The sequence below is a fragment of the Enorma phocaeensis genome, from assembly GCF_900186505.1.
In the GTDB taxonomy this organism is placed as follows: domain Bacteria; phylum Actinomycetota; class Coriobacteriia; order Coriobacteriales; family Coriobacteriaceae; genus Enorma; species Enorma phocaeensis.
Map to the genome: position 1 here is coordinate 642,773 of NZ_LT891970.1, position 16,158 is coordinate 658,930.

Here is a 16,158-nt window from a genome sequence, read left to right on the forward strand (position 1 = left end):
AATTCTTCCAGAGACACGATGGTGAGACTCGTGCGATTTGCATGATTGCCTGCAGGATTCGCTCGGCAGAATCTCATCCGGCACCAACGCCACCTCCCAGCAAGTCGCGCACGCGCACCGTCAAGGGAACCGAGCCTCCACCAGGTAGGGGTATCTCGACCAAGGTGATAGTTGTCTGCGCGAGCTCCTCGCGTACCCGATAACCCAGCGCCTCCATGAGGGCTGCAGGGTCGGTCGAGCCGAGCGGCAGGGACCGCAGCAACCCCTGCACATCGGTGATGCCGGAGACATCCGAATGCTCGAGCACGTTGGCGGTATCGGTGATCACCGGTTTGAGCGAGCGGAGGTCGACCGGTTCGATATCGAGCGCGCTCACCGCACCGTCTACACAATCCCCCATCCAGCGCGCCACCGGACCGAGCCCCATGGACTCAAGTCCGCCAAGCAGGCTATCCGTTAGCGAGGAGAGACTTTCTGCAACGTCCCCATAAGCGGAAAGCAGCGAACCCCAGAGCCCCATCACATCGCTGACGAGGCCCGCCGTCCCACCTTCGCCCGCGCGCGCCTCGAATGTGCTGAAGAACGACGCCAACACGTTGGAATCATCTGTAGCAGCATCCGGCGCGAGCACGGCACCGGATATGGCAGCGCGCTGAGCCACGCCGGCAGCGGGAGCAAAGCCGTTGTCCAAAGCGTCCGGGGCGGCTGCCTCCCCCGCCACCACGAATGCAACCGTGCCGTATCTGCCCGGCGGAGCGATGCGCGGGCGCTTGCCCTCGAGCACCGACAGCGCCTCTTCGAACGCCTGCCCCGCTCCCTCTGCAACCTCCAGCGCGCGCCGCTCGAGCTCGAGCTCGTGGTTGCGCGCAGCGACATATTCATCGAGCGCAAGCGTGAATTCGCGAAGGTGGTATTCGAATCCGTTGTCGATAGAGGTCGATGCTGCCGGCGTCTTGCCCACGTCGCCCACGCTGAAACGGCAGACCGGGCATTCGCGGGCGCCACCGCCATCTATCGCGGAAAGGGCAAGGACGGGCCCACGCGCGCCCGTGGCGCCCGGGCAACCTGTCCCGTAATGCAAGGTAAGACCCGCGTCCTCGTAGGTCGACGGCCACACGGCATCCGTATAGAGGGTGGTTCCCCGCACTTCGGCGGTATTGCGGGGGAGCAGCTCGACCGTCGAGGTAACCCGCCCGTTTTCTTCCACCACCCGAGCATCCTCAAATCTCTCGAGCGCAAAACGGTAGAATGCCCGACGCGCTGCGGAATCAGCAGCCGCCTCGGCACCAGCACCCTCGGGCGCTTCCGCCGCCAAGCGAGCAGCGTAGTACGCCCGTGTCCGGTCTAGGGCCACATTGGGGTCCCAGGTGATGCTCGATTCGTAATCAGGGTTCTGTCCCGGCGCAATGCTCGAGAGACTCCCCGCACGCTCCTGCATGTTCGCCCCATCGCGGCCGCAGTCCGCGATCCATGCTGCTTCCTTCGCCTCCGCTGTGCGCTCGGCAGCGGCGGCGAGCTCGTCTGCCGCCTCATCGAGCGCGCCGGCACGCTCGGAGAGCCCTTCCGTCGCGATTTGCTCGCCCTCCAGAGCAGGAAAGTCCGACGCGGACTCCAGCGGCACCGCGAGGGCGGTGCCCGTGTACGCAGTGGATGAAGTCCCCTGTGCCGCGCATGTGCGCGTAGCGTTCGCAGCCACCAGGAAGGGCAGCGCCTGCTCGAGCCGCTCGAGCCCGCGCGACGCAGAAGCGGCGAAGTCGTTGCGCGCGTCGAGCATGCGCAAGCCCGTGTCGATGGTCTGGGACGCCGCCGCGTTGGCGCCGGGGATGAGAAGGCCCACCAACCCGACCCCCGTCACGCACAAGCCCGCCAGCCCCATGCTGAACACCACGGCATCGAGCACCGTTGCCGTGGTGTGATACGACGAAACCACGTTTGCGCCGGCAAGCGCTGTTGTATCGGCCGCCACCTGAACATCCCCCGAGCGCGACATGCTCCAGATGCCGCTCGCGATGGCGAAAAGAAGAGATAGCACCACGAGCATCGAAACTGCAGCAGCAAGCGTGGTATAACCATCCTCCTCCAAAAAGAGGTCAGTTCCATACCTGCGTCCACGCGTCATAATCACCCTCCAGCCATGCAGGCCTGCCCTCGTAGGCGACCTCGACCTCCATAACTACATCCCCCTGGGAGTTCGTCGAGCCAAACGCGCCCGCGAATGCGCCCAGCACAGGGAGCGGACTCACGGCCCCCGCGATGGACACCGCCACCCTCCCCGCACCGGCCTCCGCATAGGACAGCTCAATCTCCCAGGAAAGCGGTCCGCCAGCATGGAAGATCTCAACGTCGGGAACAGCGCTAAGCCTGCGTAAGGCAAACGAACGGCACCCTTCCTCGTCTCCCTCGTCCGCCGTAACCATGAGACGAGCCGTCTCTGCCGCAGCGGACTCCATAACCGCACGCGTATAGAGCAGGCAGATCGGCTGCAGGGCGAGCAACAGCAAGGTTAGGAACGCCGGCAGCAGCAACGCCGCCTCCACCGTGGCCTGCGCCCGGCGCTCAACCGCAAGGCACGCTACCTTGCACCGTGCGCTGCGTGCGCCCATCCCCAACCCGGTATCCGCCCCTGGCGAGACGACCGTTCGCAGGATGCGAGAGCGCTGTGCGTGACGATGCGGCGCAATCGCGCTCGAGAACGTTCTTTTGGCGGCATCAGTACAACGCGATGTCGACCACGCCGGTACCATCGATCGCATGGGATGCGCTGTCCTCGATGAGCGCGGTGAACAGGCCCGCCTCTGCCGCACGCCAGACCATCGCCAGCCCCGCAACGAGGGCAAGCAGAGCAAAGATGGTAAGCGCGTACTCAAGCGTTGCCTGGGCGAGCTCCTCGTAAGACATGCCCCTCCCGGTGCGGCATGAAGAACATTCCCTCGCCCAGCATATAAGCCGATGCGAACATGGCGGCGCGGCAACCCTTCCCGAGGCCTTTCCCATATCACGATCCCTCCCATCCGCGGGGGAGCATCCTGATGATGCGCACATGCGAGCTTGCGCTGCCCGCTCCCTCCATCACCGTCACAACGTCGACCCACCCACGCTCATCCTCGATCACAGCTCCCCAGATATTGCCTTTCAAGTCCACGAACCCGCTCGTCGCGAGACGAGCGGTTTCGGCCTCTTCGTAAGCGCGCAGCACATCGCCGGCAACATCGACAAGACCACGGCGCTCCTCCCAGCTCATGGATACCTCCGCCTCCTCCGTGGCCTCCGCCAGCTCGGCAAGCTCCTCCATGAAGGTCGCGGAGGTTACCCGCCCGCCCTGCGTTTGCTCATCCTCAGCACCGGCGCCATCAAGGCCCGGCGAGCATGCGGGCGCACCCCCTTCCTCTGCCGGCGAATCGGGCTGCCGACCCGAATTCGAGGCCCCCGATCGCCCTACCTCCGCTTCCTGCGATATCGAAGCTTCTCCCGCGCTCCGCGCGGTACTGCCTCCAGCAACCGAGCTGCCACCAGTAACCACGGGCACAGCAGAGACCATGACGAGGGCAAGCACGATTGCCGTTATACAGAGTGCGGGCGGAAGCCAGCTCAGCGCGCGCGAGCCCGCGCCTTCCTCCTTGCGTTCGCCGCCCGCACCCCCACGGCTTCCTACAGGCTGTTGATGCCGTCGGAAATCGCGGTCCACAGCTCACTCACCCGGTCCCGGAACGCGATGATGGCGATGATCGCTATGACCACCAAGACCCCGACCAGGATGGCGTACTCAGTGGTTCCTTGGGCTCGCTCCTCCCCCAACAACTCCGATAACTTGCCAAAGGTGCGCGTCTTCCAAACCATTCGAACCTCCTTAGATCATGCCGCTCGCAGCGAGCAACGGTCCCACGATGGATAACAAGAGCGCTGGCAAAATCAACGTGCCCGTAGGTATCAGCAGCTTGACGGGTACCCGCTCGATCTCGCGCTCAACCTCGGCGCGATGAGCCGAGCGGATCTCCTTCGCCTGCCCTTCCAAGGTCTCCGCAAGCGGGGCACCCAATGAAAGCGCCTGCGTAACGGCGATGGCAAACGACTCGAGCGCCCGCACTCCCGTAGCCGCCGCCACGCCGGCAAGCGCCTCCTCGCGCGAGCAGACGCCCATCTGCCAGCAGAGCCGGGCGCGAGAGAGGTGCCCGGCAAGCGCCGTGTCGCGCTCGTCGCTATAGAGCGCGACCGCCGCATCGAATGAAAGCCCCGCGGTAAGGCCCAGCCGCACCACATCGATCATCTCGGACACATCGCCTAAGCCAACTGAATCGGGCACGCGGCCCTTGCGCGATACGAGAGCGTCGCGCGCAGCGGAAACGCAAGGTTCCGCAAGGGCGCTGATGCGCCGTACCCCCGTGTCCCAAAGCCCGCGCATCCATAGGCGCTCGGCAGCCGATGCGCCCAGGGGCAGCCAAAACGCCAAGCACACAGCCGCTCCCAATGCACCCAGCAGCAATCCCTGCGACAGCATCACACCTCGACCTCCATAATCCGCCTGATGATGATCCACGCGCAGACATTGAGCGCGAGAGCCACCGCGACGCTGCCCACCCCCACGGGCTCCGCGAGCCCGTCGCGAAAGTCCGGGGACAGCAGCGTGAGCGCCCCGACCATCGCGATGGGCATGAGTGCCACCAAACGGGCCGACATACGAGCTTGCGAGGTCTTGACATCGAGCCTTCGCATGAGCTCGGTGCGCTCCAACACCATAGCGGCGGCGTCCGCAAGCAGATCGCGCAGCGGGGCACCGGTGCGCTGGGACACCTTGAGAGCAAGCGACACCAGGCCGAGGCCCGGAGCGGGCATGCGCTTGAGCAAATCATCGAGCGCTTGACTCGCCGGAATCCCGCACTCGATAGAACAGGCCACACGCAAGAACTCCGAGCGTATGGGTTCCTCTGCATGGCCTCCTACGAAGCGCATGCCCTGCGTCAGCGTATGCCCCGAGCCAAGCGAGATCGCCAGAGCGGAAAACGCCTCGGGCATGGCGCTCTCCACGCGCTGCGCATCCATGCGGTCCCTGCGGGAAGCGTTTACCGCGAGCACGGCAGTCGGAACTATGGTTCCCACCAAGATGCCCCAGGGCGAGAGCGCCACAATGCCGCCGGCAAGCGCCGATGCGGCAGTCAGCGCCACCCAAAGCCCGCGCGCCACCGCATCGTCCACGGGGCCCTGCAAGGAACGCAAAGCAGCCCGAAATGGCTTCGGCACTGCCCTCGGCGCGCCCTGCGCGAGCTCACGCACGCACCTTCGCACGCCGGGACGGTTGGCGACCTCGTCTGGAATTGCTTTGCCCAATCGCCGCAGCAACAGCCGCACCTCCCCCGCAAGCCTCGCCGAAACGGCAGCTTGCGCCGCGGGGCCCCCGCCATCACGCGGCGTCTGGCCGAGACAGCCATCAACTCCTGCCCCTATGAGCACCCATGCCGCCAGCGCAGCAAGAAGCCCGGTCGCTATGGGCATGAACGCCTCCATTCCTCCACCTCCTCCGTGGTGAGCCGACCTGCCCTGAGAGCCTCGGCTATGAATGGCGGCTCGGTCTCCAAGCTCCAGGTTGCCGTCGCGCTATCGAACGAAACGTAGCGCTCGAGCTCGACGCCACCGCCGGCCGCTCGGCGCACGCCCGAGTACGACGAGACGAACCGGCGGCCATCGGCGCGACGCTCCGACATCACGATGCCGTCGAGCGCCATGGCGATCTGCTCCTCGATGAGCTCGGATGGAAGATTGATGCCGTAACGCGCTAAAAGCGTCAGGCGCACGATGGCCTCCTCCTCGGTACCGGCGTGGAGCGTGGTAAGCGATCCGTCGTGTCCGGTGTTCATGGCCTGGAGCATGTCGATGCACTCCGCGCCGCGTACCTCGCCCACCACGATGCGATCCGGACGCATGCGCAGCGCGTTCGTGACGAGGTCTCGAATGGAGACCGCGCCCTCGCCTTCAATCGATGCCTGGCGCGCTTCGAGGCGCACCACATGAGGATGGCGCGAGAACTTGAGCTCGGCGGAATCCTCGATCGTCACGATGCGCTCGCCGATGGGAATCTCGCAGGAAAGCGCGTTGAGCAGCGTTGTCTTACCCGACCCGGTGCCGCCCGCCACTGCGAGGTCCTGCCTGAGCGAAACCGCGCACGAAAGCAGGCCGGCGTACCAACCGGGCAGCGAGCCCAGATCGACCAGCTCCTTGAGCGAGCTGATGCGGTCCGAGAACTTGCGGATGGTGAGCACGGGTCCGTCCAAAGCCACCGGCGGAATCACGGCGTTCACACGGTAGCCGAGCTTGAGCCGTGCGTTCACGATAGGGCTCCGTTCGTCGACGCGCCGCCCTAAAGGCGAGATGATCCGATCGATGAGGATGCGAATCTGCTCGTCGTTCTCGAAGAGCGCTCCTAGCGCATGAAGGGTTCCGTACCGCTCGTAAAAAGCCGATCCGCTCCCGTTCACCATGATCTCGCTGACCGAGTCGTCCTCGATAAGCGCCTGCAAAGGGCCGAGACCCACGATGTCATCGAGCACCTCAGCAACGACCTCTTCGCGCTCGAGAGGCTCCAGCGTCTCTCCTTCCCGCGCGTTGAGCACTGCCTCCACTGCAGGCCTGAGTTCCTCTCGAGAACGGGCCGCATCCGGTTCCGCCGCTATGCGAGCAACCTCGGAGAAACCCATGCGCTCCATCACGTCCCGCTTCGCCGCACGCGCCGCCTCGCGCCGCTCTCGCGAGAGCGCGCCGCGCGCCTCGTGCACCGAACGCGCTGAGCGCCGGACCTTGCGCGACCGCTCGAACCTAGCATAGACGCCCATCATGCACCGCCTACCTTGTTCCACGGCAAGCGCAACCGTGCCCGGGGTTCGTCCTCCTCATCGATATGCAGCCGCGTGCGGTCAACAGGGCAACCCAGCTCGAGCAGCAGCTTACCGGTAGCTGAACGCACGGATCGCGCGAATGGGCGCGGGGATGCCATGAGCTGATCCATGCGCCCTGCTCGGAGGGGCTCCGCCACCTCGACGCCCCCATCGGCGATGCGCATCGTCGAGCTCAACGAAGCCTCGATCTCGAGGCCGGAGGCTCGCTCCTCCTCGCAGCCTCGAGGTCCCACGCGATTGACCACGCAGGTCATGCGCGCACGCGGCACGCCAAGCCGTTCGACCAGTTTGATGGCGCGGCCAAGCGCCTCGCGCGAGCCTACCGCTCCATCGCAGACCATGAGGCTCCGATCGCATCGCTCCACCGCCGCTGCCACCGCATCGCCCCAATGAGTCGAGGTGTCGACGAACACCACATCCGATTCGCTGCGAAGCGTATCGATCAGCATCTCAACCGCAGGCCCCATGAGCTCCGCTTGCTCCGGCACCGCCAAGGGCCCCCACAGCGTGAAGCCCGGCGCAACGCGCATCGAAGCTCCCACGACAGACTCTTCATCGAGGCCGCCTTGCCGAGCAGAGGCGATCAGCGCACCCAGGTCTCGCGGCGCATCCACCCCTACCAAACGGTAGAGATTGCCAAACATCAAATCCAGATCGACAACTGCCGCCCGCAGACCAAGCCGCGCGGCAGACCAGGCCATCGCGGCGGCAAGCGTGGTTTTTCCGGCACCGCCTTGGCCGGACAAAAGGCATATCACCGGTGCATGGCCAGCCACTGGCCGTTTCGCGCCTGCCGGGGCGCCCGCTTGATTGCGTGGGTCCGGTACCTCGGGAGCCCGCAGCGCTTGACGATCGGACTGGTTCGGAGCAGCTACCGAGGTAGGCGGGTCAGCCGGCTCATCGAGTTCCTCCACCGCTGCACCCGATAGGATGCCCGATGACGCATCTGGCCGCGATTCGCCGTGTGGCTGGGCGCATCGGGAACCAGAGCGGGCATCATGATGAGAGCCATCGCGGCAGTCACGTTGCGGGTCCCGATGTGAACCATTGCGCTCGAGTTGATCCTGGGGCGCCTCGACGTGGGCGGCTTCCGGTGCGTTTAAGGCAAGCCCATCGGTCTCACGCGGCGCCCCAGGCTCAACAGGCGTATACAGCGATGAGCAATTAGATATGTACGGCCTCTCTCCCTGAGCATGCCCAGAGGTGCTCTCCGCTGTAGGAACGGCGTGGCCCTCCCTCCGATCATGTGCAGCTACGACTTCGGACGCGCCCGCTTGGAATAGCCGTGCGATGTGAGCAACATCGAGCTCGTCAAGGATGACGACCAAACGGACGCTTTCGTGCGCACCCCTGATACGCGCGACCACAGCTTCCAGATCGGCAGGTTCAGAATGACGTCTGTAGAGCACAATTCCTCGAGGAGGTTCGCTAAACGCCCCCGCTACGCGCTCGAGCATCGAGCAGTCATCGAGCCGAAGCACCTGGGTGCCTGCGCCATCGAATTCGATTTCGCGCTGAGCCCTCGGATAGTCCTCGCTCGCGCAGCATGCAAGCCATAGAGGTTTCATGACACATCCTCCTCTGCGATCTCCTCGGCATCCTCGACGTCCGCAGCTTCCTCGGCATCCGCCAAAGCCGCCCCAGCCCCCGGCACGGTCAGGCTCACCGTTCCCTTTCCGGTCGCCGCAAGCAGCTCCTCAACGCGCTCCGGCTCGACCGCAAGCGTGACCCAGCTCAAGTCGGCGCCATCCGCCTCGCTGGCGTGCGCACTCGTCTCCAAGATGCAAGCGCGACACAACAGGTCCGCGACGCCCACATTCGAGACGTATACGTCGACCTCATCCCCGGGCTGGACCGATCCCCCAACCGCGTGCGAGGCATCAGCTGCAACCGAAACGGCGACCATGCCTTCCGGGACCTCAAGTGCACCTTCGTGCTCCGTGAAATAGGCAGGGCAGATGACCGCCCGCTCAGGAATCGAAGAGGTGGCGCGCTTTCCCACCACCTCCTCGATTGAGGTCTCCGCACCGGGAGGCAGCAGGCTCGCGATCCACTCCTCTGTGTGGACGTTCGATTCGTCAAGCTCTTCGCCCGCATCGATTGCGCTCGAGGCCACGCAGACGGTAACCAGGTCTCCCCCATAGGCTGCAAGCAGCTCCTGTCTCGCCTGCTCGGCCTCGGCGCGAACGGAGGAGCCGTACGCAAGCGCAAGTCCCATCGCAAGACACCCCGCAGCGACGCTCAGCACCAGTCTCGTCGTTCGTTTCATGCGTCGCCTCCCGTCTAGGGGCCATTGCCTCTTGCGGTTTCCTCCTTGGTTCAATTGTGCGAGAGCGTGGCGGGTCAGCGGGCATCGGCCTGAATTCCTTGAACGCGACCTTACCGAACCCTTTCCACAATCCATCCATCCAGAAAGAAAGCGAAAGAGCTCTCGTTGGCTTCCTGTAAGAGATCCTCGAATATGACCATTACGGCAAGCTGCTGGTAGGCACCCCATTATGCACGATACGAAAACGAGCCTCGAGCGCTATACGCAAACGGCCCTGCGTCGACCGAACGCCAAGCGCCTCGAGCGCCCTCATCCATCGATACGCCGGGGCGCTGTGACTCCGCCATAATGCCGCGGCGTCGGTGGCAGTTGGAGGATTAGCGTTTCAGCACTAATTCCCGCTGCGTTTTTTATTCATGACGGGTTACGGCGGTCAAAGCTGATATTCCTAATTACACAGCCTAGTACTGGACTAATAACCGCAGGTAAGTGAAGCACGCGTTACCGGTATAACCCTGGTCAGCGCAATTGACCACCGTAACTCGATACGAATTTTTTTCGCATCCGGTGTGTTTTAAGATTCCCGTATATTTCAACGAGACTATATGGAGCGATGCCAGACGTTCTGCATAAAGCTTAGCAGGCGGAATCTGCAAGACACCGGAGGCGCCGCCCACCACGCCGGAGTGCGCGGCAGCGAGCATCCTACAGATGAATATCCGGGTCCAGACTTTGGGCGCTCACGCGCATCTCGGAAGCGAGCGCGTTGAAAACCTCGAGACGCATGGGGTCGATGTCGCCCGCTTCGACCGCTTCGCGCACAGCGCAACCAGGCTCATGCGTGTGCGTGCAGTCGTTGAATCGGCAGGAAAGCGACGCTTCCACAACCTCGGAGAACGTCCGCGCGAGACCGCGTTCGTGCCCCACGAGCAGCAGGCTGCGTAGACCCGGCGCATCGGCGATCACGCCATAAGGACCGGGAAGCTTCACCATCACGCGCGCAACCGTAGTGTGCCGTCCCATATCATCGCGCTCACGAACCGCTCCCGTCTCAAGAGCCTCATGGCCGAGCAGCATGTTGAGCAAGGTCGACTTGCCAGCACCCGACTCGCCTAGGATCATCGCACAGGAGCCTGGTCCCACGCAGGCGCGCACCTCGTCTAGCCCGAGCCCCGCTACAGAGGAGGTCACGACCACGCGCACCTCCGGACCTACAAGCCTTCTCACGCGCGCGAGTTCGCGGGCGAGTTCTTCGTCATCGCAGCGATCGGCCTTGGTGAGCACCACCACCGGCTCGGCACCGCAGTCCGCCGCGAGCACGAGCGAACGCGCGATACGCCCGAGCAGCACCTCGCCGGCACCAAGCGCCTGCACGATCAAGATGGTGTCTACGTTCGCGCAGAGCACCTGGCGCTCTCCGCGATTCTTCCCGCGCCAGCGTTCGAACGCCGTGCGTCGAGGCAGGACGCGTTCGATCACGCCCATATCGTGCTCGGGCGCGATACGAATGGCCACCCAATCGCCTACTGCAGGATAGAGCACCTCGCCGAGATCCTTATCCTGCTTGGCGAAGCCCACCGCATGCTCTGCGCGCAACGTCGCGCCTTCGGTCACGACCAATGGGAACCCGCGGTCGAGCCGGATGACACAGCCCAAGTGCATCTCGTCCGGGTTCTCCACTGTCAGGCAAAAGGCATCGAACGCCGCGCGCTGGGGCTCGTCGCAGCAGAGATCGGCAAAGGCGGGGAGGTCGTGGAGGGCATCTATCTTGGGCAGGGACGCCATCGCCGCGGCAGCGTCGAGCCGCCTGGATGCGGCAGTGCCCTCCTGTGCCCGGCGCGCGCCGCGCTTGCCCTTGGTCTTGGCCCGTTTCGCCATGCCCGTCCTCCGCTGCGGCCCCACCGCATCCGTTCATCGACTTGCCGTTAGCTATGGTACCGCAAAGGCGTCAGTGCCGACCCGAAGCGTCACCTGCGTGCGCCAGATGTCGTCCGCCTGCGAGCAGTCGACCGTGCCGTGGTGCCGCGCCGCGATGGAGCGCATGATGTCCAGGCCCCAACCGTGCTCGGGAACGCACAGGGCACCGGAAGCTGCGTCCTCGCGCCGCCGGTCGCCAGGGGCACCGGCAGACGAGCCGTCCGAGCGGCGCGGGCCGTCCTCCCCCCGCGACACCTCGTCGTACGGGTTCGTCACGTCGATGACGAGCATCCCGGCGCGGAGCCACGACGCGACGCGCACCCACCGCCGCCGCTCCGGCAGCCCGGCGCATGCCCGCATGGCGTTGTCGACGGCGTTGGACATGAGCGCGCAGAGCTCGACGTCATCGATTCCGGCCGAGCGCGGGAGCTCCACCTCGTGCTTGAGATCGATGCCGAGCCTCAAGCATTCGCCCGCTTTCGATGCCAGCAGCGCATCGACGGCGCTGTGGTCGCAGAAGCGTTCGGGCGGCAGCACGAGCCGCCTCGCGTCCGCGATGAGCTCCTCGGCACGGGCGCGGTCGCCGGCATCGAGCGCCCGGGCGATCTCGTCGAAGCGCTCGCCCCACTGGCGGCGCGTGCGGTCGACGGCCTCGGCGGCGCGGCGGGTCCGCTCGAGGTGCTCCTCCTGGTATGCGAGCTGCCGCTCCGCAGCCTGCTTGAGCGCGCGCTCCTCGTCACGGCGCTCCGCGCGCAGGATCAGCATGATGAGCGGGATGTTCACGACGGCGCATATCGCGCCGAGCGCAGCCGCCAGCACAAGGAAGCTCTCCCCCAGCCCGTACCAGGTCCCCGCGAGCACCGCCTGCACCACGAGGACGACCTGGCTCAAGGGGAAGAGCAGGATGGACAGGCGCCGGCCCGCCGACTGCCCGCGCAGCATGACCATGAGCGCGGCCGTCTCGAGCGCGACGGCGACGATCGGCGCGAGCGCAATGGGGAGCAGCAGCGCCCCGCTAGATCCCACGGGCATACGCACGCACCGCCTCCTGCGTCTGACGCCTCCTGCTCTGGCTCACCGGGACGCTCTCGCCCTGGGCCAGCCTGAGCTCGCCCTGGCCGATCGCCTTGATGTAGCGCATGTTGACCAGGAAGCTCTTATGGCAACGGACGAAATCGGCGGGCAGGCTTCCCTCCAGGTCCGCGAGCTTCCCGTAGGTCCGGATGGCCTCGACCACGGTATGGATGTTGAGCACGCGCCGCTCGCTCTCGATGTAGACGATATCGCGCGGGTCGACGATGCGCTCCTCGAAGCCGCACCTGATGCGCAACGGCTCCATCCGGCCGCGTGCGGCGCGATCCAGGGCGCGCCGGAGCGCGAAGGCGAGCTCCCCGTCGTCGACCGGCTTGACCAGAAAGCAAGCGTGCTCGGTCTCGTAGGCGCGCGTGTGGTACTGGTCGTAGCCGGTCACATAGATGACCTGGACCCCGCGCTGGGCGAGCATGAGGCGCCGCACCGCATCGATCGCCGTCGGGGAGGTATCTGCAGCGGAGCAATCGCCGGCAAGCGAAGCGCCGTCCGCGGCCGCCTTTCCGGCGGAGGGAGAGTCGAGCACGATATCGGCGAGGAGGATGTCCAAGGGCTCGCCGGCACGCACGTAGGCGGCGAGGTCCTCGGCACACGCGAATTCCCGCAGGAAGGCGTCATCGCCCGCAAGCAGCGGCCGCACGCAGGCATCGACCTGATCGAGCAGGCGACCGCGCTGGAGCGGCTCGTCCTCGAGCACCGCGATGGTGTGAACATGCGCCATGGATATACCCCTCCCCTCCATCTTCCGCACACGGGCCCGACTGCCCGGGAGGTCCCGCCGGGAACCTCAGAAGCGCACAGACTACCATGATACCTAACGGTACAAGTCGTGGTGCGGCGATTCCGTCGATGGCAATCGGTCATCATGGCGCGCTACGCACCCTCCCGGTCCATGCTGTCCGCGACGCCGCGGGCGTAGACGCATGCCGCCCCCAGCCCATCCCGCTCGACGAGCGAGACGAGCACCTGCAGGTGGTTGCGGGCGTCGTGGCGCAGGCGGGCGGCAGCCGCAGCGTCCTCGAGCGCCGCATGCTCCTCGGCGATGCGAGCCTCGACGGCACCGGCGAGCTCCTTGGCACGGGCGCGGTCGCGTCGGGCATCCGAGGCGCGGGCGACCGAGACGAGCAGCAGGTAGTCTGCGGCGGCGCTCAACGCCGAGCCCACAACGGATCCTCCAAGATACAGCGGATTTGCGGTCAGAGCCTCCAGGGAGGCATAGTAGAACACCATGAGGCCGATCATCTGGGCGAAGATAAGCACCACGAGCGGCATGAGCAGCGCATCGGGCATGTTCGAGGCATCGAGTGCGTCACCGATGCGTCTGAGCAGCGGGATCTTAGCGAAGCAGAGCGCGAGCACCAGCACGCGCAGGATGCAGTCGACGAGCGGGTACATGGACGCGGTCTCGTACGAACCGATGGGCGTCCCCGTGACGAAGAGCCAGAAGAGCGCGCCCAGCGCCTCCGCGAAGGCCATGCAGAGCAGGTCCGCTCCCAGGAGAATCGCACGGAACGCGAAGCGGCCGCTCCAGAGCAGCAGCGGGGCGATATAGAGCGCAAGCCACCAGACGGGGTTCGCCACCGCGGCGCCCAGCACGCCTCGCTCGAACCAGCTGACGAGCACCGCGCCCACACAGATCGCCGCGAGCAAGCGAGGACGGCGCGCCGGCCGGGCGAGCATCACCACGGCCACCTGCGACGCATCGGTCGCGGTCCTCAGCAGCCATGAACACAGCGCCAAGAGCTCGATCGGCATCCGTCTACCCCCTCCCCACGATATGAAGATACCTGATTTCGCACGCGCATCCAGCATTCGTTACCGAGCCGTTGCTTTTCGGGCGATCTCGACGTCCCGGCAGCCGCACATGACGAGGCCCCGGGGCATCCGGGGCCTCGCGCCCTGCCGAGGGGCCGCACCGCCGACCGCGGGGCAGCGCGACCGCTCGGCGCCAGGTGTGCACAGCGGCTACCCGCGCACCTCGATGAGCGGCACGCCGCAATCGGCGCAGAAGTTCATCTCGTCGTCCCACTGCTTATGGCACTGCGGGCACTCCTTGTGCGTGACCGGCGGGACGGCCGGCTGCTCCGGCGGGAAGAGCTCCTCGACCTTGCCGGCGCATCCGGGACAGAACCTGAAGTTCTTCAGGATCCTCTCGCCGCACACCGGGCAGATGCGCGCATCGTCATCGACCGGCGCCTTCGCTTCCGCGGCCTGGTCGGCTTCGGGCTGAATCTGCTCGGTCTGCTCGGATTGCGCTACCGACTCAGCCTCGCGTGCGGCCGCCTCGGCGCGCTCGCGCTCCTCTGCCTCGCGGGCGGCGCGCTCCTGCTCGGCGCGGATGAGCTGCTCGAGCTCGTCAACGCGTTCCGCACCGCGGGCGATGCCCTGCCTCAGGCCGGCGATCTTGCTTGCGTACTCGTCGACGCGCACCATCTCGGTGGCGAGCTGGTTGCGCTGCTCCGCGGGCAGGAAGCCGACCAGCTCGTACGCCTTGCGGCCCAGCGCCTCGTACGCGGGCGCCGCCTCCTGGTCGAGCCGCTCGATCTCGGCCTCGGACTGCTCCCTCGCCGCGGCGATCGCGTCGATCTCGTTCTGATAGGCGGTGATGTCTTCCATGGGTGTTCCTTCCTCGTCTCTGCCGATTGACGGTTCTTGCTTCAGGGCTGCCGGAGCGTGCGGCAGCCCGCATCTGCCATGGCCTCGCGCTCTGCAGGGCGCTTACGCCGCGGGGGCCTCCTCGCTCGAATCCACGCGGGTCATCGTGAAGTAGTCGGTGCGCCACGCCTGCCCTCGCCCGGTATCGTGGACTCTCATCGTCTCGATCCTCACCCTGAGCGTCCCGTCGCTTCCCGTCTGGATGAAGACGCGGTACCGCTCCTGCTCGTACACCTGGTACCAGTCGTCGAGCCGATCCGGCTCCAAGGTGATGAGCACGTCGTTGACCGTGATCACCTCGTCGCCCTCCGCGCTGTCCGCCGGGTTGTCCAGCGACCCGTGCCCATGGACCAAGCACGTGATGTCGACGACCGCCGTCATCGCCTGCTCGTCGATGCTCTTGAAGGTTATCGAGGGCGGGTTGGCCCTGCCGCCATAGCATGCGGCGAGGTTGTAGATGCTGTCGTTGTGCTCTTCCTCGTAGAACTCGCCGGTCCAGGTACCCAGCAACCCGTCGAAGCTCGCGAACGCGATGTCGTCGGAGGGCCGCACGTCGACGAAGGTCCAATCCCCCGCCTCGTCGTCCCAATCGAACGAGACCTCGATCTCGCCCGCATAGGAGGAGATGCCGTGCATGGCGGAGATGGCCAGCGTCGCCGAGCCGCCCGATTCCCCGGTGGAGTTGTCGAGGACCTCAGCCTGGAAGCTCTCGCCGTAGAGCTCCATCAGCGAGACCTCGTCGCCGTCGGGCTCGGTCACGGGATGCTCCTCGTCGACGAACTCGAGAAACGACGGCACGTGCTCGATCAGGGCCTCGTCCGCGATATGCCCAGATGGCACGTACGTCTGCTCGACCGGCGAGAACGACTGGTACTGCCATGCGTCGTCTTCGAGGTAGAACACGGTCTCGTAGGTGACCGTCACGGTCACGCTCGCGTTCTCGTAGGTGCTCTTCACGATCACGACCTTGCGGTCGTCCGCGTTATGGACCTCGGAGATGGAATCGACCTGCGAGGATACGTACTCGAGGGGCTCGCTGGCAAACCACGTCCCGGTCGGGGGCTCGACCTCCTTGCTCGCAAGCTCGGGCTCGAGCGCCTCGATCACGGCCTCCTCGCTGAGCTGGGGCTTCGCTGTGATCTGGGCGATACCGAAGGCAACGGCAGCGATGAGCGCGACCGCAACGATGACGGCACCCGCCACAAGGGGGCCTCGGGCGCGCACCTTGCGCCTGCCGCCTCCGGCATCGGGTGCCGCCACCAGAACCTTGCTCCCGCAGTACGGGCAGAATGCGGCGTTGTCGGCGATCTGCTTGCCGCAGGTTGGGTTGGGACACTGCATGGC

At 65.7% G+C, this 16,158-nt stretch carries 17 protein-coding genes; 1 reads left to right on the forward strand and 16 read right to left on the reverse strand.

Features of this window, described 5'->3' with window-relative positions:
• Window positions 1-73: 73 nt before the first annotated feature.
• From C1717_RS09030 to C1717_RS10610, 9 genes are all read right to left on the reverse strand, one after another.
• A complete protein-coding gene (locus C1717_RS09030; protein WP_102372847.1) occupies window positions 74-2,119 on the reverse strand; it encodes a hypothetical protein in 2,046 nt (681 codons plus the stop codon).
• Window positions 2,091-2,603, reverse strand: a complete 513-nt coding sequence (locus tag C1717_RS09035; RefSeq protein ID WP_102372848.1) for a TadE/TadG family type IV pilus assembly protein — start codon at window positions 2,601-2,603, stop codon at window positions 2,091-2,093. The genes C1717_RS09030 and C1717_RS09035 overlap by 29 nt, the downstream gene beginning before the upstream one ends.
• A gap of 106 nt (window positions 2,604-2,709) precedes the next feature.
• On the reverse strand, window positions 2,710-2,898 hold the full coding sequence (locus C1717_RS09040) for a hypothetical protein (protein WP_102372849.1): 189 nt from the start codon (window positions 2,896-2,898) through the stop codon (window positions 2,710-2,712).
• Between the two features lie 97 nt (window positions 2,899-2,995).
• A complete protein-coding gene (locus tag C1717_RS10515; protein ID WP_146003689.1) occupies window positions 2,996-3,526 on the reverse strand; it encodes a hypothetical protein in 531 nt (176 codons plus the stop codon).
• Window positions 3,527-3,648: 122 nt separating this feature from the next.
• The gene (locus C1717_RS09050; protein ID WP_102372851.1) at window positions 3,649-3,837 is read right to left on the reverse strand and encodes a class III signal peptide-containing protein; all 189 of its coding nucleotides are present in this window, start codon (window positions 3,835-3,837) and stop codon (window positions 3,649-3,651) included.
• Window positions 3,838-3,847: 10 nt separating this feature from the next.
• Window positions 3,848-4,495 carry a type II secretion system F family protein gene (locus C1717_RS09055; RefSeq protein ID WP_102372852.1) on the reverse strand — a complete coding sequence of 216 codons (648 nt, stop codon included), beginning with the start codon at window positions 4,493-4,495 and terminating at the stop codon, window positions 3,848-3,850.
• Window positions 4,495-5,487 carry a type II secretion system F family protein gene (locus C1717_RS09060; protein ID WP_245859606.1) on the reverse strand — a complete coding sequence of 331 codons (993 nt, stop codon included), beginning with the start codon at window positions 5,485-5,487 and terminating at the stop codon, window positions 4,495-4,497. Before C1717_RS09060 ends, C1717_RS09055 begins: the two co-directional genes overlap by 1 nt.
• The gene (locus tag C1717_RS09065; RefSeq protein ID WP_102373115.1) at window positions 5,478-6,821 is read right to left on the reverse strand and encodes a TadA family conjugal transfer-associated ATPase; all 1,344 of its coding nucleotides are present in this window, start codon (window positions 6,819-6,821) and stop codon (window positions 5,478-5,480) included. The genes C1717_RS09060 and C1717_RS09065 overlap by 10 nt, the downstream gene beginning before the upstream one ends.
• Window positions 6,821-7,630: a CpaE/TadZ family protein gene (locus tag C1717_RS10610; protein WP_219722307.1), complete on the reverse strand. Its 810-nt coding sequence runs from the start codon at window positions 7,628-7,630 to the stop codon at window positions 6,821-6,823. Before C1717_RS10610 ends, C1717_RS09065 begins: the two co-directional genes overlap by 1 nt.
• A 546-nt stretch (window positions 7,631-8,176) precedes the next feature.
• Here C1717_RS10610 and C1717_RS10615 point away from each other — a divergent pair.
• Window positions 8,177-8,443 carry a hypothetical protein gene (locus C1717_RS10615; RefSeq protein ID WP_180965905.1) on the forward strand — a complete coding sequence of 89 codons (267 nt, stop codon included), beginning with the start codon at window positions 8,177-8,179 and terminating at the stop codon, window positions 8,441-8,443.
• Between the two features lie 5 nt (window positions 8,444-8,448).
• On the opposite strand, the gene cpaB is transcribed toward C1717_RS10615, so the two are convergent.
• The 7 genes from cpaB to C1717_RS09105 form a co-directional block, all read right to left on the reverse strand.
• The gene (gene cpaB, locus C1717_RS09075) at window positions 8,449-9,153 is read right to left on the reverse strand and encodes a Flp pilus assembly protein CpaB (RefSeq protein ID WP_102372855.1); all 705 of its coding nucleotides are present in this window, start codon (window positions 9,151-9,153) and stop codon (window positions 8,449-8,451) included.
• Window positions 9,154-9,858: 705 nt separating this feature from the next.
• The gene (gene rsgA, locus C1717_RS09080; RefSeq protein ID WP_180965906.1) at window positions 9,859-11,031 is read right to left on the reverse strand and encodes a ribosome small subunit-dependent GTPase A; all 1,173 of its coding nucleotides are present in this window, start codon (window positions 11,029-11,031) and stop codon (window positions 9,859-9,861) included.
• A gap of 51 nt (window positions 11,032-11,082) precedes the next feature.
• The gene (locus C1717_RS09085) at window positions 11,083-12,102 is read right to left on the reverse strand and encodes an ATP-binding protein (RefSeq protein ID WP_102372856.1); all 1,020 of its coding nucleotides are present in this window, start codon (window positions 12,100-12,102) and stop codon (window positions 11,083-11,085) included.
• Entirely contained in the window at window positions 12,086-12,880 is a 795-nt protein-coding gene (locus C1717_RS09090; protein ID WP_180965907.1) for a LytR/AlgR family response regulator transcription factor, read from the reverse strand. Before C1717_RS09090 ends, C1717_RS09085 begins: the two co-directional genes overlap by 17 nt.
• A 152-nt stretch (window positions 12,881-13,032) precedes the next feature.
• A complete protein-coding gene (locus C1717_RS09095) occupies window positions 13,033-13,914 on the reverse strand; it encodes a hypothetical protein (protein ID WP_102372858.1) in 882 nt (293 codons plus the stop codon).
• Window positions 13,915-14,124: 210 nt separating this feature from the next.
• Window positions 14,125-14,775 (reverse strand): zinc ribbon domain-containing protein, encoded by a 651-nt coding sequence (locus C1717_RS09100; RefSeq protein WP_102372859.1) that lies wholly within the window; start codon window positions 14,773-14,775, stop codon window positions 14,125-14,127.
• A gap of 102 nt (window positions 14,776-14,877) precedes the next feature.
• Window positions 14,878-16,155 carry a zinc ribbon domain-containing protein gene (locus tag C1717_RS09105; RefSeq protein WP_180965908.1) on the reverse strand — a complete coding sequence of 426 codons (1,278 nt, stop codon included), beginning with the start codon at window positions 16,153-16,155 and terminating at the stop codon, window positions 14,878-14,880.
• Window positions 16,156-16,158: the final 3 nt, after the last annotated feature.